This is a genomic window from Pseudomonas sp. HD6422 (assembly GCF_025377065.1).
Taxonomy (GTDB): domain Bacteria; phylum Pseudomonadota; class Gammaproteobacteria; order Pseudomonadales; family Pseudomonadaceae; genus Aquipseudomonas; species Aquipseudomonas putida_U.
The window spans coordinates 71,982-92,543 of sequence record NZ_JAHWIW010000029.1 but is presented as its reverse complement, the minus strand read 5'-3'; the positions used below and the strand labels follow the sequence as shown (position 1 = coordinate 92,543).

At 64.5% G+C, this 20,562-nt stretch carries 16 protein-coding genes; 1 reads left to right on the top strand and 15 read right to left on the bottom strand.

Going from position 1 to position 20,562, the window contains the following annotated elements; all coding sequences use genetic code 11:
• The first annotated feature begins 642 nt into the window (after window positions 1-642).
• Entirely contained in the window at window positions 643-2,817 is a 2,175-nt protein-coding gene (mtlD, locus tag KY379_RS20455) for a bifunctional mannitol-1-phosphate dehydrogenase/phosphatase (protein ID WP_261241185.1), read from the top strand.
• Window positions 2,818-2,887: 70 nt separating this feature from the next.
• On the opposite strand, the gene KY379_RS20450 is transcribed toward mtlD, so the two are convergent.
• The 15 genes from KY379_RS20450 to KY379_RS20380 form a co-directional block, all read right to left on the bottom strand.
• Window positions 2,888-4,087, bottom strand: coding sequence for a c-type cytochrome (locus tag KY379_RS20450; protein ID WP_409977288.1), 1,200 nt, complete (start codon window positions 4,085-4,087; stop codon window positions 2,888-2,890).
• Window positions 4,088-4,215: 128 nt separating this feature from the next.
• The gene (locus KY379_RS20445) at window positions 4,216-5,985 is read right to left on the bottom strand and encodes a GMC family oxidoreductase (RefSeq protein WP_133331385.1); all 1,770 of its coding nucleotides are present in this window, start codon (window positions 5,983-5,985) and stop codon (window positions 4,216-4,218) included.
• 33 nt (window positions 5,986-6,018) lie between these two features.
• Window positions 6,019-6,738, bottom strand: a complete 720-nt coding sequence (locus tag KY379_RS20440) for a gluconate 2-dehydrogenase subunit 3 family protein (RefSeq protein WP_261241187.1) — start codon at window positions 6,736-6,738, stop codon at window positions 6,019-6,021.
• A 238-nt stretch (window positions 6,739-6,976) separates the two neighbouring features.
• Entirely contained in the window at window positions 6,977-7,672 is a 696-nt protein-coding gene (locus KY379_RS20435) for a response regulator (RefSeq protein ID WP_133331389.1), read from the bottom strand.
• Window positions 7,669-10,323, bottom strand: coding sequence for a sensor histidine kinase (locus KY379_RS20430; RefSeq protein WP_133331391.1), 2,655 nt, complete (start codon window positions 10,321-10,323; stop codon window positions 7,669-7,671). Before KY379_RS20430 ends, KY379_RS20435 begins: the two co-directional genes overlap by 4 nt.
• Window positions 10,324-10,364: 41 nt before the next feature.
• The gene (gene kdpC / locus KY379_RS20425; RefSeq protein WP_261241188.1) at window positions 10,365-10,916 is read right to left on the bottom strand and encodes a potassium-transporting ATPase subunit KdpC; all 552 of its coding nucleotides are present in this window, start codon (window positions 10,914-10,916) and stop codon (window positions 10,365-10,367) included.
• A 10-nt stretch (window positions 10,917-10,926) separates the two neighbouring features.
• Window positions 10,927-12,981, bottom strand: a complete 2,055-nt coding sequence (kdpB, locus tag KY379_RS20420) for a potassium-transporting ATPase subunit KdpB (protein ID WP_133331395.1) — start codon at window positions 12,979-12,981, stop codon at window positions 10,927-10,929.
• 10 nt (window positions 12,982-12,991) lie between these two features.
• A complete protein-coding gene (gene kdpA / locus KY379_RS20415; protein ID WP_133331397.1) occupies window positions 12,992-14,686 on the bottom strand; it encodes a potassium-transporting ATPase subunit KdpA in 1,695 nt (564 codons plus the stop codon).
• A 216-nt stretch (window positions 14,687-14,902) separates the two neighbouring features.
• Window positions 14,903-15,955: an AI-2E family transporter gene (locus tag KY379_RS20410; RefSeq protein WP_261241189.1), complete on the bottom strand. Its 1,053-nt coding sequence runs from the start codon at window positions 15,953-15,955 to the stop codon at window positions 14,903-14,905.
• Between the two features lie 12 nt (window positions 15,956-15,967).
• Window positions 15,968-16,762 (bottom strand): DUF4892 domain-containing protein, encoded by a 795-nt coding sequence (locus KY379_RS20405; RefSeq protein ID WP_133331401.1) that lies wholly within the window; start codon window positions 16,760-16,762, stop codon window positions 15,968-15,970.
• A gap of 109 nt (window positions 16,763-16,871) precedes the next feature.
• Complete coding sequence (locus tag KY379_RS20400; protein ID WP_133331403.1) at window positions 16,872-17,726, bottom strand: alpha/beta hydrolase; 855 nt, start codon at window positions 17,724-17,726, stop codon at window positions 16,872-16,874.
• The gene (locus KY379_RS20395) at window positions 17,723-18,511 is read right to left on the bottom strand and encodes an alpha/beta fold hydrolase (RefSeq protein WP_133331405.1); all 789 of its coding nucleotides are present in this window, start codon (window positions 18,509-18,511) and stop codon (window positions 17,723-17,725) included. The genes KY379_RS20400 and KY379_RS20395 overlap by 4 nt, the downstream gene beginning before the upstream one ends.
• Before the next feature lie 112 nt (window positions 18,512-18,623).
• The gene (gene sixA, locus KY379_RS20390) at window positions 18,624-19,082 is read right to left on the bottom strand and encodes a phosphohistidine phosphatase SixA (protein ID WP_133331407.1); all 459 of its coding nucleotides are present in this window, start codon (window positions 19,080-19,082) and stop codon (window positions 18,624-18,626) included.
• A complete protein-coding gene (locus KY379_RS20385) occupies window positions 19,079-19,426 on the bottom strand; it encodes a DUF4389 domain-containing protein (RefSeq protein WP_133331409.1) in 348 nt (115 codons plus the stop codon). The genes sixA and KY379_RS20385 overlap by 4 nt, the downstream gene beginning before the upstream one ends.
• A gap of 36 nt (window positions 19,427-19,462) precedes the next feature.
• Complete coding sequence (locus tag KY379_RS20380; protein ID WP_261241190.1) at window positions 19,463-20,488, bottom strand: NAD(P)H-dependent glycerol-3-phosphate dehydrogenase; 1,026 nt, start codon at window positions 20,486-20,488, stop codon at window positions 19,463-19,465.
• Between the last annotated feature and the right edge of the window lie 74 nt (window positions 20,489-20,562).

Here is a 20,562-nt window from a genome sequence, read left to right as displayed (position 1 = left end):
GCCTCGCAGGGTGCCGGGGTGACCATCTCATTAAGGGACCCGCCGTAAAGGCGGAAGGGGCCAGTAGCGCCGCTACATCCCTTGGATCAGCCACACAACCCCAAAGCCCCAACCCCGGAGCCCCCAGAGAACCCAAAACCAAAACCCTGCCCCCACCAATCCGCGAAGAGCCAAAAAAACGAAGAATTATCACAGCCAAGGCATTCTTCGGCAGCGCCCAGCACCCTTGGGCTACAGCTCTATGGCGCGCCTTGCGACAGTCACTGACCCCGCTCCAGCGCCTTGCAATCCGTTGCGCATACGTGCAAGGGTAAAAAGGAATCGGTAACGAAACAGGAAAAAAAGCACCTCATGCTTGGAATCACACGTATCCATCGCTATTTTCGCCCACTGTCTGCAAACCAAGCTGCAGCCAGTGGGCGTGACCTCAAAGGCAAACGTGGCGCCCGCATCGCCGCGAAGCTTGCAAACCTCCTCTGCACCCCCCGCTCCGCCCCGCCTTACTTTTGCGTCACGCCCAAGCGTGCGCCTCTGGATCGACTGCCCCCCACTTGACTGCCTTGCTGCATTGCTCGTGCCGTCCTCGCCATTCGCATATCTGAAGGCGAGCCTCATTTCTCGCAACACAAGGGGCAACCACCCATGATCTTTTTTCAAGGCAAACGTATTTTCAGCGCCATCTTCGATATGGATGGCACCATGTTCGACACCGAGCGTCTGCGCTTCAGGACGCTGAAACAAGCGTCCCTGGAAATCGCCGGCAAGGCCTTGGGCGAGCACACCTTGATCGGCTCGCTGGGCCTTAGCGCAAAAAGGGCTGAAGCCCTGGCCAAGGCGCACAACGGCGACGACTTCCCTTACGCGCAAGTGCGCAAACGCGCCGACGAGCTCGAACTGGAATACGTGCGCAATCACGGTGTGCCGATCAAGCCGGGCCTGTTGGAAGTACTCGAACGCCTGCGCAAGTCCGGCCTGACCCTGGCCGTGGCCACCTCCAGCCGCCGCGTCATCGCCGAGGAGTACCTGATCAATGCCAATGTGCTCAAGTACTTCGACATCACCGTCTGCGGCGACGAAGTGAGCCAAGGCAAACCTCATCCGGAAATCTTCTTGCGCGCCGCCCGTGCACTGAACTGCGAGCCGGACCAGTGTTTCATGGTCGAAGACTCGGAAAACGGCATGCTGTCGGCCCTGCGCGCCGAGGGGCAAGCGATCCTGATCGAGGACATCAAGCCGCCTGCAGCCGAAGTCAAGGCTGGCGCGCTCAAGGCGTATCACAGCATGACCGAGTTCCTGGCCGACTTGACCGAGTGCGTGCCACACCTCGGCATGCCGGCGCTGAACGAGCCATTCCCGCAGTCGCTCAATCAGTTTCGCGTCGGCATCCATGGTTTCGGCGCCATCGGCGGCGGTTATCTGACCCAGGTGTTCTCCCACTGGGATGGCTATACCCGTCCTTGCGAGATCATCGCAGCCAGCCGCTCGCGCATGCTGCGGGAAACCGTCTCGGCGTTCGGCAGCTACAGCGTACGTTATGGCGCCACCTCGTTCGACCAGACCATCGACAATATCCGGATGATCGACATGGACGACGACGATGCGGTCATCGACATGTATACCGCGGCTGAAATCATCGGCTTGAGCCTGCCCGAGCAAGCCATCCGCAGCCAGGCACAGGTCATTGCCAAGGGGCTGCTGCAGCGCTTCGAGCGCCGTGGCCGCGAGCTGACCATCCTGATCGTACTGAACAAGATCGGCGGCGCCTCATTCGTGCGCCGGCACGTGCAAGCCGAATTGGCGCTGCTGTGCACGCCGGAGATCGGCGAACAGATCCTGCACAAGACTCACTTCGCTGAAACGGTCGTCAGCCGCATCGTCTCCAAGCTCAGTAACGACGCACTGGTACGCCAGCTACGCATCAAGTCGCAGATGTTCCAGAACAGCCTCGAGGAAGAGCCGACAGCCACGACGCCGCCCTCCAAGCCACTACCGGAATACGAGCGCCTGATCGGCCGCTTCCGGCCCTTCGCCCAGTCGAGCAGCGCCCTGAGCCAATTGCACCTGATCCTGTTCAACAGCGAGCCGGACATGCCGTTGTATGTCGAGCGCGGCAGCGATCTGCTGGAGCGCCTGCGCCAGGTCAAGACGGTGAGCGATATCGCCCAGATCCAGGTCATCAAGAACCGCCTGTGGAACGGCCCGCATGCCATCGTCGCCTGGTACGCCAGCCAGCTGGGCTATGCCTGGGTAGGCCAGGCCATGGGCGACTCCCGCGTGAGCGAGTTGGCCGAGCGCCTGGTCCGCGAGGAAGTGGGTCCGGCGTTGGTGGCGGAAAACGCCGAGATGGCGGAGGCCGTCGGCGATTTCGCCAATGCGTTCCTGGAGCGCTGCAAGACGTCGTTCCGTGACCCCTGTGCGCGGGTCGGGCGCGATCCGTTGCGCAAGTTGCAGCGCAACGAGCGCATCTTCAGCAGCATCGACCTTGCCGCGAAACATGGCATCCCGACGCCAGCGCTCGCATTCGGAGCTGCCCTGGCCATCCACTATGCGCTCGGCTGCGTCGATGGCAAGGATCGGGAAGCCCAGGTGATCAGGCAGGTCTATGAGGAAAACGCGGAGCGTGTGGAAGCGGTGCTGACCTATGCCGGCGATTACAACGGCAAGCCGTACCAGGGGTTGGACCCGGTCAAGGATGAGCAACTGATCGATGCCATCGTCGAGCAGTTTCGCCAGTTGCAGGGTCAGCTCGACGACGCTGGCCTGGCACACCCATCGGCCAGGCAACGACCGGCGCCGCAGGCCTCTGTCAGCGCCTGACCACGAAACCTGCCCAAGGCTCCGACAGCGTCACCTGCAACGGCGCCGGACCTTGGGTATCAGGCCGTCATCAGGGGTGCAATGCGCTGCGCACCGCTCGGACCTGCTGCTCGGTCACCGCCGAAGCCTGGTTCGACCAGCCCTGACGCAGGAAGGTCGCCAGCTCGGCCAGTTCGGCATCATCCATGCGCTCGGCGAAGCCCGGCATCGGCAGTACCGACGGTGCTCGCTCGGTCGACGGCGTCGCCGCACCGGCCAGGATCACGTGCAGCAAAGCATCGGCATTGCCGGCATTGACCACCGACGCGCCATCCAGGCGTGGGAACACCCGCTGCGCACCTTCACCGGAGACGAAGTGGCAGGCTCCACAGTTGTCGAGGTACAGCCGCTCGCCCAAGGTGAGGTCTTTCGCCGCGGTCAGCTTGGCCGTGGTCGCCGCGCTGCGCTCGGCCTGATGCTGGTAGGCCGGGCCTTTGGCGGGAGACAGTGCCTTCAGGTACGCCGCGATCGCTTGCAAGTCGGCATCGCTCATATGTGAGGTGCTGTTGGCAATCACGTCGGTCATCTCACCGGCCACCGAGGCCTTGGCGTTACGCCCACTCCCTAGGTACTCGACCAGCTCTTGCTCGCTCCAGTGCGGCATGCCGCGCAGTGCCGGAACGTTCCAGCCGTTGAGTTCGGCGCCGGTCAGGTAGCTGCCGGTAGTCTCGTCCAGGCCTTTTTCCTGCAAGGTCAGGGCGCGTGGGGTGTGGCACGAGCCGCAGTGACCGAGTCCCTGCACCAGGTACGCGCCACGGGCCAGCTGAGCATCGCTGGTACCGGCCACGAAGGGCTGCGGCGCTGGCGAGAACATTGCGCGCCAGTAAGCCAGCGGCATGCGGATCGACAGCGGCCAGGGAATGTCGTTGGCCTTGTTCGGCTGCTCGACCGCAGCGACGCCTTGCATGAAGTAGGCATACAGCGCTTCGGTGTCCTGGTCACTGACCTTGGCATAGGACGGGAACGGCATGGCCGGGTACAGCGCGCTGCCGTCGTGGCCGATGCCGCGGCGTACCGCACGCTCGAACTCGCCGTAGGTCCAGGCGCCGATGCCGGTTTTCTTGTCCGGCGTGATGTTGGTCGAATAGATCGTGCCGATCGGCGAGGCGATGCCCAACCCACCAGCGAACGGCTTGCCGCCGTCATGGCTGGTGTGGCAGGCCACGCAGTCACCGGCACGCGCCAGGTAAGCGCCCTTCTCGATCAAGGCCGGGGTCACGGCCTGGGTCATCTTGGCCTCAGGATCGCCCGAGCGGTTGAGCAGGCCGGCAACGATCCATGCCAGCACGGCTGCGATCACGGCGACCGCCAGCAGGATCAGCAATACGGAACGGGATTTGGCTTTCATCGTCTCGCTCCTCACGCCTGCACCAGCGGGCCAGGGTTCTTCAGGTACTGATCCTTGATGGCCTGGGCCGAAAACAGCGTCAGCGCGCCGATCAGGGCGGTGGGGTTGGCCTGGAAGTTCTGTGGGAAGGCGTTGCCGCCTGGCACGAACACGTTGTGCACGTCCCAGCTCTGCAGGTAGCGGTTCAGTGCGCTGGTTTCCGGCGAGTCACCCATGATCGCGCCACCGACGTTGTGGGTGGACACGTATTTGGTGATGTCCCAGTGCGAGTCCATGCTCAAGAAGCTCTCGCTGTAGCTGTCGGGGTTCAGTTCCTTGGTGATGTCCAGAACGATCTTGCGCAGGTGCTGCTGCAACTTGAGCTCGTTTTCCTTCCAGTCGAAGGTGATGCGCAGCAGCGGCTGACCCCAGGGATCCTTGTAGGTCGGGTCAAGGTCGACGTAGTGGTCGCGGTACGACATGCAACCGGTGGAGATGCTGATCTTCATCGAATGCCCGTACCAGTCCTGCATGCCCTCCTTCCAGCCCTGGCCCCACTCCGGGGTACCGGCTGGCAGCGCGGTGCCGATCGGCGTGCCGGTGGCCTGCGAGCTGTGGATCTTGGCGCCGCCGATGAAGCCCAGGGATGGGCCATCGTAGTTGCCCGGCGAGACGTCGTTGAACATCTGCCCGGTAGCACCGGCGGTGGCGAACGGGTTGAAGTGCTTGTCCTTGAAGAACAGCGTGGCGCCACCATTGCTGAGGAACGCGTAGTTGCGCCCGACCGTGCCTTTGCGGGTGATCGGATTGTACGGCTGGCCGATGCCCGACAGCAGCATCAGGCGCACGTTGACGAACTGGAAGGCCGCCAGCACCACGATCTTCGCTGGCTGGAACACTTCGTTGCCCTGGGCGTCGGCGTAGGTGATGCCCTTGGCAGTCTTGCCATCGGGGTGCAACTCGACGCGCAGGACATTGGCGTTGACCCGGTAGTCGAAGTTGTCCATGCGCTTGAGCGCGTCCATCACTGCCGTCTGCGGCGAGGCCTTCGAGTAGTTCAGGCACGGGTACTTGCTGCAGTAGCCGCAGTAGTTGCACGGTGCGATCTGGTTGCCGTAGGGGTTCTTCCAGGCCCGCGAGACGTTGGCCGACGGGTTGGGGAACGGGTGGTAGCCGAGCTTGCGCGCGGCATCTGCGAACAGCTTGTTGTTCAGCGTGTCTTCGAGCGCCGGCAGCGGGAAGGGATTGGAACGTGGCCCCTCGAAGGGGTCGCCGCCTTCGATGATCTGACCGCGCAGGTTGCCGGTGTTGCCCGACAGACCGCAGATCTTGTCGAACTTGTCCAGGAATGGCTCGATCTCGTCCCAGGTGAACGGGTAATCGCCCAGGGTCATGTCGCTCTGCAGGATGCCCGGCGCATAGGCCTGTTCGGCATAGGTCTTGAGCTTGATATCGGTCGGCGTCGGGCGGATCAACACGCCGGTCCAGTGCAGGCCGGAACCACCGACACCGGTGCCCGGTACGAACGCGCCCCACTGGCGGGTCGGCAAGGCGGTGCTGTGCATGTTGTGGCGCACGGTGAGTGCACCGTCCTTGGGCGCGACCATGATCTTATTGCGCACGCCATAGGCGTATTGATCGGCCGGCTTGGGGTAGGCGAAGTCGGCATTGGTGCGGTCTTCACCGCGCTCGAAGGCGCGTACCTTCAAGCCCGCCTGGGCGAGCTCGATGCTCATCAGCGAGCCGGCCCAGCCCAGGCCGACGACCGCGACGTCGACTTCGTCATTGGTAATGTGTGCCATAAAAAACCTTGAATGCTGTATCGGGGCGAGAAATCAACCGCGTTGGCCGGTCAGGCTGACCGGGCCGAGTGGGTACGGAACGTTGTGCTGGGCCACCCATTCCAGGTAGCTGGCACGGGCACCAGGGAAGCCGATGGCGATCCACGCCTTCATGCCCTTGTTGCCGCCGTAGATGGGGTCGGCCAGCCAGCCCTGACGGCTGTGATTGAGCAACTCGTTGAAGAACAGCTTGGCCTTGAGCACGTCTTCGCCGTGGGCGGCAAAATCGACTTGGCCGCCTTGCAGCTTCTTCAGCACGTCGTCGCGTTTGTCCAACGGCAGCAGGGCAAAGTGCTGGCCGTGGGTGGCCTGGCACCAGTGCTCGAGTGCGGCGATGCCCATGCAGTAGATCTGCTGCGGGGTGTACGGCAACTGATAACCCAAGGTGGCTGGCGCGTTCAGGTCGAACGGCCCTTCGAGGTAGATCTCGCTGCCCAGGTCCCCGGCCAATTGCTGATCGATGAAGATCGGCACGTTGGTTTCCAGCGCGCCTGGGCCACGGCCATCGGCGGGAATCAGCCGGTCGCATGCGGCCATGACGAAGGTCCACTCGGCCGGGGTGAAGAAGGTGGGGGTATAGGTGTCCAGGCTCGGCGCCACCATCTGCGCAGCCATCGCCGCGCTCAGACCTTTGACGGTGATGCCCATGGCGGGCAAGGCAATCAACGAAGAAAGCAGGAACTTCCTTCGCGAGGTTTGTTTGGCTAACAACATGCAGGTCTACCTATGACTAATCACTTAGACCGTGAAGCGCTGCTGGTGGCAGGTATACGCGTCCTGCTCTGTTCCGACAGCTCTCATGCAGTCATTCAGATGAATGACATCGTATCTCACGGACTAGAAATGGTAGCAGGCTATCTAATACGTAACAAATTGTTTATCGCACAGTTGTCAACCGCACAGATGTCGCACATCTGCGCCAATCTCGACGGGCAGCGACTTCACCGAGCGCTCACCCCCCCGGCGCCACTAATCGATACCCCACCCCCACCTCGGTAATGATGAACCGTGGCGCAGTCGGGTCATCCCCCAGCTTTTGCCGCAGATGGCCGATCACGATGCGCAGGTAGTGGGTGTCGTCGACATGGGTCGGCCCCCAAATGTCCTTGAGCAGCTGCTGCTGGGTGATCACCCGCCCTGGATGCCCCGCCAGTTGTGCCAGCAGTGCATACTCCTTGCGTGTGAGCGCCACCTCGACACCATCGAGGGTCACTCGGCGGAAGGCGAAGTCCACCCGCAGCGGCCCGAAGCTCGCCGCCACGTCGCTGCCGCCTGCCTGAGGCACCTGGCGCAGCAATGCTCGCACCCGGGCGAGGAACTCCTGGATACCGAACGGCTTGGTCACGTAGTCGTTGGCGCCGCCGTCCAGCGCATCTACCTTCTGCACTTCGCTGGCACGCACCGACAGCACCATCACCGGTACCGCGCTCCACTCACGCAGCTCGCGCAATACCTGCTGGCCATCCATGTCTGGCAAACCGAGGTCGAGCACGACCAGATCGGGTTTGGCCAATGCGGCCTGGGCCAAGCCTTCGCCGCCAGTGGCGGCCTCGATCACCTTGTAGCCTTGTGAGCTCAGGCTGATACGCAGGAACTTGCGGATCTGCGGTTCGTCATCGATGACCAGGAGAGTGGCGGATGGATTCATGGGCTTTCGCTTTCGGCGTCGGGTTGCATAGGCAGCGGCAAGCATAGAGTGATGCAGGTGCCGTGGCCATCGATGCCATCGCCCACCAGAATCTGCCCGCCATGGGCACCGATCATACCCTGGCAGATCGCCAGGCCAAGGCCTGTGCCCTGCCCGCCCCGATCGCCGCGGGCGGCGGTATAGAACATGTCGAAGATCTTTTCTCGTTCGGCCACGGGAATGCCCGGCCCCTCGTCGCAGACGGCGATGTGCAATTGCTCGCCCTGCACCGACACCTGCAAGCGCAGGCGGCCTTGGGTCGGCGAGAAGCGTGCGGCGTTTTCCAGCACGTTGACCAAGGCCTGCTCGATCAGCGCAGCATGCACGAACAGCAGAGGCAGCTCGGTCGGCACCTCGCTGTGCACGCGCAGCGGTGCCAGCACCACGCGTAGACGATTCAGGGCACTGCCGACGATGTCGGCGGGGGCCACCCAGTCGCGGGCGAGCTTGAGTCCGCCATGGCCAAGCCGGGTCATGTCGAGCAGATTCTGGATGTAGCGGTCGAGGCGTTCGGCTTCGTTGCGCGTGCCTTCGAGCAGCTCACGGCGGTCGTGGACAGGGATCGCCTCGCCCAGCGCCAGCAGGCTGTCGATACTGCCGCGCATGGCGGTCAGCGGCGTACGCAGGTCATGGGACACCGACGCCAGCAAGGCGCTGCGCAGCTGTTCGGTCTCGCCGTGCAGACGGGCGGCCTCCAACTGCTCGGCCAGACGCGCACGGGCCAAGGCCTGGGCCAGAGGTTGGCCGAGGGCCATGAGCAGACGCCGACGCTGCGCGCCCAACTGCTCGCCGGATCGCGGCCGCACGCCAAGCAGGGCCAGCGGCTGATCGTCGACCGCCAGCGGCCACCACCACCAGCGGCCATTGGGCAAGGTATCGCTGCCGAGGCCTGCGGCCTGGCCATGCTGCCAGGCCCATTCAGCGGCAGCGCGTTCGTTGTCGCTCAGCGCCTGGGCGTCGCCGCTGGCCAACTGCAACTGGCCTTCGCGATCGCGCTCGAACAGGCTGGCGTAGACATCCGGCCAGCCACCGAGGTGTTGGCCGGCGGCGTTGAACACCGCCTGGCGATCGGTAGCCACCGTCAGCCGACGCGACAGGTCCAGTAGCTGACTGGTCTGCGCCTGGGTCTCGCCCAGGGCTTGCAACTGGCGGCGCTGGCGAGCGGCCAGGTTGCCGGTCAAGGTGGCCACGAGCAGAAAGAACAACAGGGTCAGCACGTCCTCTTCTCGCTGGATGGTGAACGAAAAATGCGGCGGGATGAACAGGAAGTCATAGGCCAGGAACGACATCGCCGCACAGGCGAGCGCCGGGCCGAGACTGCTGCGCACTGCCACCAGCAGCACCGCGGCGAGAAATACCAGCGAGATGTTGGGCAGCGCCAGTACGCTGGCAACCGCCCAAGCCAGGCCGGCAGCCAGTGCGGTGGCGAGCAATGCCAGCAGGTAGTGACGCCACTCCCAGATCCGGCTGACCGAAGCGCGCACAACCGGCACCTGGGCGTCGCGGTCGAGCACGTTGATCTCAAGGCCATGGCGCTCGCGCAGCAACCGCGCCGCGACCCCCGTGTCGAACAGGCGGCGATGCAGGCGGTCACGCGACTGGCCGACCAGCACCAAGCTGGCGCGGCGCTCGGCGGCATGCTGCAGCAACCCATGTGCCGCTTCGCCGGCACGCAGCACCACCACTTCACCGCCCAGCCGTTCGGCCAATTGCTGGGCAGCCTGCAGGCGCTGGCGGGCGCTCTCGTCACGCAGCCGGCCATTGTCGACATGCACCAGGCTCCAGGGGAGGTGCCGACGCTGTGCGACACGGCTGGCATGACGCACCAGGCGTTCGGCCTGCTCGTCGCCATCCACCCCCACCAGCAGGCGCCCACGCAGGGCCGGCGCCGCCTCGCCACGCTGACGGTAGCCATGGGCCAGGTCGGCATCGACCTGGGCCGCCGCAGTCTGCATGGCCAGTTCGCGCAGGGCGGTAAGATTGGTCTGCGAGAAGAACGCGTCGATCGCCGCCCGCGCCTGCTCCGGGACGTAGACCTTGCCCTCGCGCAGGCGCTCGAGCAGCTCACGCGGCGGCAGGTCGATCAGCACCAGCTCATAGGCTTCCTGCAGGATCCAGTCCGGCAGTGTTTCGCGTACCTGCACCCCGGTGATGTCACGCACCTTGTCATTGAGGCTTTCCAGGTGCTGGACGTTGACCGTGGTGTATACGTCGATGCCGGCAGCGAGCAGTTCCTGCACGTCCTGCCAGCGCTTGGCATGGCGGCTGCCAGGGGCGTTGGTGTGGGCCAGCTCATCGACCAGGGCCAGCGCCGGGGCCGAATTGAGCAAGCCGTCCAGGTCCATTTCCTCGAGGGTGACGCCGCGGTACTCGCTGCGCAGCAGCGGTTGCTGGAGCAGTCCGGCGAGCAGGGCTTCGGTTTCGGCGCGGCCGTGGGTCTCGACCACCCCGACCCGGACCTGCACGCCCTGCCGTTGCTGGGCGTGCGCAGCCTGGAGCATGGCGTAGGTTTTGCCGACCCCAGGCGCTGCACCGAGAAAGACCTTCAGCCTGCCGCGACCGCTGCGCGGCAAGGTGGCCAACAGCGCATCGGCGCGGGTGGAGTCACTCATGATTCATCCTTTGCGAAGACCGGCAATCAGGGGCCCCGACATCAATGGCTCAGGTTGTCCAAGGCCTGGTTCAACACCAGTACGTTGACCACCGGCGGCCCGATCAATGGGTGGAGGGTGGCCTCTTCCAGCATGGCTTGCAAGCGTGCCACCGACATCTGCCGGGCCGCTGCGACCCGCGGAATCTGGTAGGCCACCGCCTCTGGTGGCAAATGCGGATCCAGCCCGCTGCCCGAGGTGGTGAGCAACGCCAGGGGTACCGGCCCCAGGGAGGCCTGGTACAACATCGCGGCCTCGCCCTTGATCCGCTCGGCCAAGGCCGGGTTACTCGGCGCCAGGTTGCTGCCACTGCTGGCCACGGTCGCATAGTTGCCCGCCGAAGGTCGGACATGGAACCAACCATCGCCCTGGAAATCCTGGGCGATCAGCGCCGAACCGCGCACCTGGCCCTGGGCATCGCGAACCAGGCTGCCATTGGCCTGCCCGGGGAAGGCGACCTGGGCGAGCGCGGTCACCGCCAACGGATACACCACGCCAGTGATCAGGGTCATCAGTACCAGCAGGCTCAGCGCCGGACGTAGCAAAGTCATCATGTTGGCCTCCTCAGACCAGGTGCAAGGCAGTGAGCAGCAGGTCGATCAGCTTGATTCCAGCGAACGGCACCAGCAGGCCGCCGACGCCGTAGATCAGCAAATTGCGCCGCAGCAAGTGCGCAGCGCTCGCCGCATGTACCCGCACACCACGCAGCGCCAGGGGTATCAGCGCGATGATGATCAGCGCGTTGAAGACGATCGCCGAGAGAATGGCGCTCTGCGGGCTGCTCAGGTGCATCAGGTTGAGCACGCCCAGTTGCGGGTAGATGGCGGTGAACAAGGCCGGCAGGATGGCGAAGTACTTGGCCACGTCATTGGCGATCGAGAAGGTGGTCAGCGCACCGCGTGTCACCAACAGTTCCTTGCCGACCTGCACCACATCCAGCAACTTGGTCGGGTCGCTGTCCAGGTCGACCATGTTGGCCGCCTCTCGAGCCGCCTGGGTGCCATCGTTCATGGCCATCCCCACATCGGCCTGGGCCAGTGCCGGTGCATCGTTGGCGCCATCACCACACATCGCCACCAGGCGCCCCTCGCTCTGCTCCTGACGGATGCGCGCCAGCTTTTTCTCCGGAGTGGCTTCGGCCAGCACGTCATCCACGCCCGCTTCGGCGGCAATCGCAGCGGCGGTCAGCGGGTTGTCACCGGTGACCATCACCGTGCGAATGCCCAGTTTGCGCAGCTCGGCAAAGCGCTCACGGATGCCCGGCTTGACCACGTCCTTGAGGTGGATCACGCCGAGCAGGCGCTGATCGATGCAGACCAGCAACGGCGTGCCGCCATCCTGGGCGATGCGTTCCACCTCGCGCGCCAGGGCACTTGGCATCTGCGTGCGGGACAGCCCGATGAACCCGAGCACGGCGTCGACGGCGCCCTTACGGTAACGATGCGCTTGCATGTCGATGCCCGAGAGCCGCGTTTCGGCGCTGAAGGCCACCGCTTCGAACTGCTCCGCCGAGGGCTCGACGAAATGCTGTTGCTGACGCAGGTAATCCACGATCGACTTGCCCTCGGCCGTGTCATCGGCCAGAGAGGCGAGCAAGGCGCCCTCCCCCAGCTCCCGGACGGCGACTCCCGGTGCCGGGTAGACCGCGCTGCAGCGTCGGTTACCGAAGGTGATGGTACCGGTCTTGTCGAGCAGCAGCGTATGCACATCGCCGGCAGCCTCCACTGCCCGACCGGAGCGGGCGATGACATTGAGCCGGACCAGGCGGTCCATGCCGGCGATGCCGATGGCCGAGAGCAGGCCGCCGATGGTGGTCGGAATCAGCGTCACCAGCAGCGCAGCGAGGAAGATCAACGGCAAGCTGGCGCCGACGAAGTGGGCGAACGGCTGCAAGGTGGCCACCACGATCAGGAAGATCAAGGTCAAGCCGACCAACAGGATGTCCAGGGCGACCTCGTTCGGAGTCTTCTGCCGCTTGGCGCCTTCGACCAGAGCGATCATGCGGTCCAGGGTCGATTCGCCGGGGTTGCTGGTGATACGGATCAGCAACCAGTCGGAGACCAGGCGGGTATTGCCGGTGACCGCCGAGCGATCGCCTCCGGACTCGCGGATGACCGGTGCCGATTCACCGGTGATGGCCGCTTCGTTGACGGCGGCAATGCCTTCGAGCACCTCGCCATCGCCAGGGATCAACTCGCCGGCTACCACTCGTACCACATCGTCCTTGCGCAGCTGACTGGCAGCCACGCTCTGGAAGCTGCCGTCGTGCTGACGGCGCTGGGCCAGCAACCCCTGGCTGCCGGCCTTGAGGCTATCGGCGCGGGCCTTGCCACGGCCCTCGGCCAAGGCTTCGGCAAAGTTGGCGAACAACACGGTGAACCACAGCCACAAGGTGATCTGCACAGCGACGCCGGTGCTCACCTCATGGCCGGGGACCAGGCACAACACGGTGGTCGCCACGGCGGTCAGGGCCACCACCAGCATCACCGGCGAGCGCTTGAGCTGGCGGGGGTCGAGCTTGACGAAAGCCTGCACCAGGGCCGCGCGCCACAGCGCGGAAAAAGCGGTCTGGTCCTTGGCCCCGTGCGTGACGTTGGCATCGGGGATGGGCATGTTCATGATCGGCTCCTCAGAAACCCAGGCTCAAGTGTTCGGCGACCGGCCCAAGGGCCAGTGCCGGCAGAAAGGTCAGGCCACCTACCAGCAAGATGGTCACCAGCAGCAATGTGGTGAACAGCGGACCATGGGTGGGGAAGCTGTTCAGCCCTTGGGGCACGCGCTGTTTCGTCGCGAGGCTGCCGGCCAGGGCAAGCACCGGCAGGATGTAGCCGAAACGCCCGATCAGCATGGCCAGACCGATCATCACGTTGTGAAACTCGCTGTTGGCAGCGAAACCGGCGAAGGCCGAGCCGTTGTTGGCTGCGCCCGAGGTGTAGGCGTACAGCAATTGGCTGAAGCCATGGGCGCCAGGGTTGCTCACGGCGCTCGCCGGGCCAGGCAGACTGGCGGCGACGGCGCCGAGCAGCAGCACGCCAACCGGCATCACCAGCAAGGTCGCCACCAACAGTTGCACCTCCCGCGCCTGGAGCTTCTTGCCGAGGTATTCGGGCGTGCGACCGATCATCAAGCCCGCCAGAAACACCGCGACCAGCACGAACAGCAACATCCCGTACAGCCCGGCGCCGACCCCGCCGAAGATCACTTCGCCGACCATCATGTTGACCATCGCGACCATACCGGTGAGCGGGTTGAGGCTGTCGTGCATGGCGTTGACCGAGCCATTGGACGCGGCGGTGGTGGCCACCGTCCATAACACCGAACCGGTGGTGCCGAAGCGACTTTCCTTGCCCTCCAGCGGCGCACTTTGTTCGACCTGGACGCTGGCCAGCGCGGGATTGGGCTGGTACTCCGACCACAACGCAGTTGCTCCACCGAGCAGGAACAGGCCGAACATGCAGGCAAGAATCGCCCGGCTCTGGCGCAGATCCTTGACGTAGTGGCCGAAGGTGAAGACCAGGGCCACCGGGATCAGGATGATCGCCGCCACCTCGAACAGGTTGCTCCAGGCCGTGGGGTTTTCGAACGGGTGCGCCGAGTTGACGCCAAAGAAGCCGCCGCCATTGGTGCCCAGTTGCTTGATGGCGATCTGACTGGCGGCCGGTCCCAACGGAAGGACTTGCTCGGCGCCTTGCAGGGTCACGGCATGGGTATAGTCGGCGAAGGTCTGCGGCACGCCCTGCCACACCAGCAACAGCGCCAGCAGCAGGCACAGCGGCAGTAAACCGTAGAGCGTGGCGCGGGTCATGTCGACCCAGAAGTTGCCAAGGGTGGCCGCGCTACGACGGGCGATGCCCCGGCACAGCGCGACCAGTACCGCCAGGCCGGTTGCCGCGCTGACGAAATTCTGCACGGCCAGGCCCAGCATCTGGCTCAGGTAGCTGACCGAGGCCTCGCCGCTGTAGGCCTGCCAGTTGGTGTTGGTGACGTAGCTGACCGCGGTGTTGAAGGCCAACGACCAGGTCAGGCCCGATAGATGCTGAGGGTTGAGCGGCAGTTCGCCCTGCAACATGAGCACGCCGAACAAGACCGTGAACCCGGCCAGATTGAAGGCCAGCAAGGCCAGGGCGTATTGCTTCCAATTCTGTTCCCGGTCGGCATGCACGCCGGCCAGGCGGTAGCAACCGCGCTCCACTGGGCCGAGCAATGGGGTCAGCCAGGTACGCTGGCCTTCCATGACCTTGTAGTAGAAACGCCCAAGCCACGGGGCCGGTAGCAGCACGATGGCGAAGAACGCCAATAACAGTGCGTAGTCGTAACTGTGCATGAACAAATTCCCTTGGGTACGGCGTTGGCCGCTTTAGGGAAATTGTCGAGGACAGGGGCGTAAAGGGACGAGATCGCGAAACCAGGGTGGGAATAAAGAACGCGTAAAGATCGGACCCTATTGTTGAACGCTGACCGGGCGTCCAGACCTCTGACGAGAGTGAACGATCTGCGGTGGCCCCATCACCGGCACGCCAGGGATGAGGCCATGCCCGATTCAGACGCGGGGCGGTTCCTGTTGCGCGTTACGACTCCAATCCAGCAACAGGCTGTAGCCCACCGCCAACAAGGTCGGCCCGATGAACAGACCGATGAATCCGAAAGCCAGCAACCCACCGAACACGCCAAGCAGAACGATCACTAGCGGCAGGTTGCCACCACGGCTGATCAGGTAGGGCTTGAGCACGTTGTCCACGCCACTGATGACGAATGTGCCCCAGATGCCGAGAAACACCGCCATGCCATAATTCCCTTTCCAGACCAGCCACCCAGTCGCGGGAATCCACGCCAGCGGTGGGCCCATGGGAATCAGGCTGAGCATGAAGGTCACCAGGCCCAGCACGATGGCCCCCGGCACGCCGGCGATGAGGAAACCGATCATCGCCAACAACGCTTGGGCAGCCGCTGTCCCGATCACACCGTTGACCACCCGCTGCACGGTGCCGGCCACCAGGTCCAGGTAATAATCGGCGCGCTCTCCCACCAGACGATGCAGCAAGCGCAGCACGAACGCCGACAGGCGTGGGCCATCGCGGTAGAAGAAGAACACGAACACCAGACTCAGGGTCAGCTCCAGCACACCGCTGCCGATCTGTGCGCTACGCGCCAGTAACCAGTTGCCGACCTGTCCAAGGTGCGGCTTGATCGAGGCGATCAAGGCCGCGCCCTGCTGGTCCAGCGACTCCCACCCCTGCACCAGCCGCTCGCCGATGAACGGCATGTTGGCCAGCCAGGCCGGTGCATCGGGCAGGCCATCGACCTGGATATCGCGCACGAAGGCGGTGGCGTCGCGAATATGGTCGGCCAGATTGAAGCCGAGCCACACCAGCGGCAGCGCCACGATGAGGATCCAGGCGGTGGTCAGCAAACCCGCCGCCAATGTCTCACGCCCCCCCAATGCACGGGTGAGCAAGCGCATCAGTGGCCAACTGGCGAAGGCCAGGATCGCCCCCCACAGCAGTGCCGACATGAACGGTGCCATCACCCACAGTGCCGCACCCAGCAGGGTCAGCAGGAGAATCTGGATCAACAGCCGATCGTTATTGACCATGTCAGTGCCCGCTCAACGAATCAACTCCAGGTGCAAACCTTCGGTCTTGGCGTCTCCCACCTCGAGCCTGGTGCTGCGTACCCCGGCCTTCACCAGTGCCTCGAGCCAGGCACCGGCTTCGGCGCCGCTGAGGCTGGCGCGCAGGGTGCTGTCGAGGTTGAGGCTGCGCCCGAGCAGGTTCACCCAGGCTGCCTGCGGCGCCTTCAGGTCAGGGTAGTCGAGCTTGCCGGTATCGCGCATTTCACGTAGCACCGTCGCCGCGGTGGGCATGATCTCCCCCAGGGGGCTGTCGGAGACGAACTCTTCGACATGCAGATAGGCACGGCGATTTCCACGGGTGACGCTGTACAGCGCCACGAGGGTGTCCGGTTGCTCAGCCGAACGGCGCAGCAGGATGAACGCCTGTTGCTCGTCGCCACCATTGAGTCGGGCATTGCCGAACACCTCGTTGGCCCACAGGCTGGCCTCGCCGCAATCGCGGCCCTGGCACCAGAACAGCGGATAGCCGCCTTCGCGCTGGAGTGCCTCGCGGGCACTGTGGAACGCTTCACGGGCGGTGCGCTCGACTGGCAGCTCGTAAGTGACCGAACTGACTTGGCCACGGCTCTCGACCTTGTCGTCGACACGTAGACGGCCACTGATCTTGCGCAATGCCCCCATCGGGTACACCCGTTCCTGCTCCACGGCAGGGCGCTGGTCGACCACTTTTGCATCGACCGGAACCGGCAGGTTGCCGGCCCACGCCGAAATAGCGGCGAACATCAGGCAGGTAGTCAGGAGGGTGCGGCTGTAAACGGGTGCGCTCATCGGCCACCCGTGCGGCGGTCAGCGCCGAGATCTAGCTCCAGGAGGTCTGGAATGTGCATGGTTGTCTCCCTGTTCAACCCAGCAAGCCTCGACACTTGTCCGGCGCAAGTCAAGCAAAGCCAAAGAAGCGATTGAAACAGTCTGCGACAAGGGCCGCGCCGTGCTCATCGTTGAGGTGCAAGTGGTGACCACCAGGAAGAGTCACCTGCTCAAAGGGTAGCTGCTCGAGCAGCTCGGTGTTGCGTGCAAGCATGCCCTCGGCCGCCACCACCAGGCAGGTCGGGCATTGCACCCGGTGCACGAAGGCCATTGCCTGGGCCTGGCTGAGGCGCATTGGCGACGGCAAGGTCAGGCGGCTGTCGCTACGCCAGCTGTAGCCACCGGGGACCGGCATCAGGCCTCGCTGGGCCAGCCATTGTGCGGCGTCATGGGACACCGCCACCATGCCTTTCATGCGCGCCTGCACCCCCTCCTCTTCCGAGCGGTACACCGACTTGCGCTTGCCATCCAGGCGAAGCTGAGCCTGCAGAGCCATCCCCAGGCGCTCGGCCGCATCGGTCTCGCTACCGGTCGGTGGCACCACCCCATCGATCAACGCCAGATGGCTGACCCGCTCGGGCAAGGCGCCGGCCAGTTGCACCGAGATGATCGCGCCAAGGGAATGGCCGAGCAGCGCGAAACGTTGCCAGCCCAGTTGTTCGGCGACCCGCAGGACGTCGTGGGCATAGTCGGCAAGGGTGTACCCCGCCCCCGCCGGGCGATGGGCCGAATAGCCATGCCCGGCCAGGTCGAGAGCAACGATGCGCAAGCCGCTCAGGCGGGGAGCCAGGTGCACGAAGCTGTTGGCGTTGTCCAACCAGCCATGCAGCGCGATCACCGGCAGGCCGTCGGGCGGCCCGAACAGATGCGCGGCCAGTTCGATATGCCCGAGGCTCAGGCGGATTTCCTCGACATGGGCGCTCATGCCTGGCTCCAACGGTCGAACAGGCCCTTGATCAGGCTGGCGGTGTCCACGGGGCGTTCCAAGGGAAACATGTGCCCGCCCGGTACGCTGTGATACTCACCCCTGGCCATGCCACGCACCGCCAGCGCATGGTGGCGACGGATGACTCGGCTGCGCTCGCCTCGGACCATCGCCAGGGGCACCTGGAGTTGCCTGGCGGGCGCCGGGCTGGCATGGGGAATGCTGCGGTAGATGCTGATTTCCGTGGCCGCATCGAAGCGCAGGCGCAAGCCGTCATCGGTCGGTTCCAAGCCGTGTTCCAGGTAGGCTTCCAGACAATCGCGGTCAAAGTGACGGAACAAGGTCTTGCCGAGAAAATAGTCGCGCGCGCTGTCGCGATCGACGAAGGCTTCGCGGCGTCCCAAGGTGCGCCCGGCAGGGGTGATACGGTCGATGAAACCAAAGCGCTTGGCGGTACGGATGAACCATTGATCGGCCCGCGTCAGCAGCGGGGAGTCGAGCATCACCACGCCCCGGTACAACTCCGGTCGGCGTAGCGCGGCGTGCAGGTGCAGCACGCCGCCCAGGGAATGGCCCACCCCCCACACAGGCGCATCCTGCTGGCTCAGGTGGTGGAGTAATTCATCGACCAGATTCTGCCAATTGTCATCGACCGGGAAACGCGGGTCATGGGCGTGTTGCGCCAGGTGGAGCACCTGATAGTCCGGTGCCAGGGCAGCGAACAGCTTGCCATAGGTGGCCGAGGGGAAGCCGTTGGCGTGAGCGAAGAAGATCTGCTGCGACATGGCACCGGGTCCGCGACTGGAATGATGGCCCATTGTCGGTAGTCATCAAGCCCCAGGCAACGTCCGGAAAGGTCATCGCCAAGGGCTATCAGGTCATCCGCCGGCGGTTGCCTCACGGGGCATGGTGCAATGCTCGCAAGGTCATCAGCCCAGCCAGGGGCCAATCGCCCTCCAATTCAGCCAGGCTGGCTGTGCTCATCGCCGCCGGTTGCTGCAGGTGACCATGCTCGAGCAGGCCGACCAGGCCGCCGACCAATGGCTGATGACTGACCAGCAGCACCTGTTCCAGGCCCAAGCGCTCGACCTCAGCGATCACCTGCCGGGGATCGCTCTCCGGCGTCAACCAGGCGACGGTGAGGACCGGCTCGGCGAAACCCAGGGTTTCATGTACCAGTGCCGCGGTCTGCTGCGCCCGCACATAGGGACTGGCGATGATCGCCAGCAAGGGTTGTCCAAGTAACTGTGCGGCACTGTGCAGCACTTGTTCGCGACCGTGGCCGGTCAGCCGTCTTTCGGCATCGCTGTTGGCCCGCGGCTCGGCCTCGCCGTGACGCAGGATCCACAGCTTCATAGTTTGGGCTCCTCGTCATGCGCCGGATGCGGCGCTGGCGCCACGGCGTGCGGCGCTTCGCCTTCAGGGGCGCGCGGCGCCGGCCAGTCGGCGAACGGCCAGGGCTTCTGGTCGCTGTGGAAACTGCCGAAGCGGCCGATCTGCGCCAGGTACTGGCTGAGACTGTCGCCAAAGTTCATCAGTCCGGCACTCGGCGCGCCATAGACCAGGCGGTAGATCAGTTGCACCAGCACCAGGCCACCGAGCAATAACTCGGCCAGCTGCCAGACCACCACGAAGACCACCATCCACAGTACCCGCAGGATGATGGACTCGCGCTGGGCGCGCTCCGGAGAATCGTTCATGTATCGCTCCTTGCTCGGTTCAGAGCCGCTCGCGGCTCAATTGAAACCACTGGTTGAAATGAAATCGACGTCGGTCTTGGGCTCTGCGCGCATCAGGCGCTCGATCACCTGGTTCAACGTACGACCTTCGAACAGGATGGCATGCAGGCCGGCCACCAGCGGCATGTAGACCTGAACCTCTTCGGCCTTGGCCTTGAGCACCTTCAGCGTATTGACCCCTTCGGCGACTTCGCCCAGGCGGTTGACCGCCTCGTCCAGGCTAAGGCCCTGGCCCAGGGCATGACCGACCTGGTAGTTGCGGCTCTTGGGCGAGGAGCAGGTGACGATCAGGTCACCGACTCCGGCCAGACCCAGGAAAGTCATGGGATTGGCGCCCAGGCTGACGGCGAAACGGGTCATTTCCGCCAGCGCACGGGTGATCAGCATGCTCTTGGTATTCTCGCCCATGCCCAAGGCCACGGCCATGCCGGCGATGATCGCGTAGACGTTCTTCAGCGCCCCGCCCAGCTCGACACCGAATCGGTCGCTGCTGGCGTAGACCCGGAAGGTGCGCCCGTGTAGCACGGCCTGCACCCGTTGGCAGAGCTCTTCGTCCTCACTGGCGACCACCGTGGCGGTCAGAGCGTGCTCGGCGATCTCGCGGGCCAGGTTGGGCCCGGATAGCACGCCGATGCGCGCCTGGGGGGCGATCTCTTCGAGAATCTGGCTCATCAGCTTGAAGCTGTGGGCCTCGATGCCCTTGGTCAGGCTGACCAGGCACTTACCGCGCAACAGCTCGGCATGCGGGGCCAGTACGCTGCGCAGAGCACTGGAAGGCAAGGCGACGAAAATCAGATCGCTGGCCTGCAGCGTGGCCAGCAGATCGGTGACCGGTTCGACACCGTCGAGCAGGCGAATGCCCTTGAGGTAGCGCGGGTTCTCGCGATTGACACGCATCGCCTCGGCCTGCTCGGGGTCTCGCATCCATTGGCGCACCGGTACGCCGTTCTCGGCCAACAGGTTCGCCACGGCGGTGCCGAAGCTGCCGCCTCCCAGAACCGCAACAGGTTGCTGTTCAGTCATATCCAGTCCGTTAAAGCCAAAAGTTAAGTGGCGACCGCTCCATTATACGGGTCGCCCGCCCTGCGCCAAGCCGA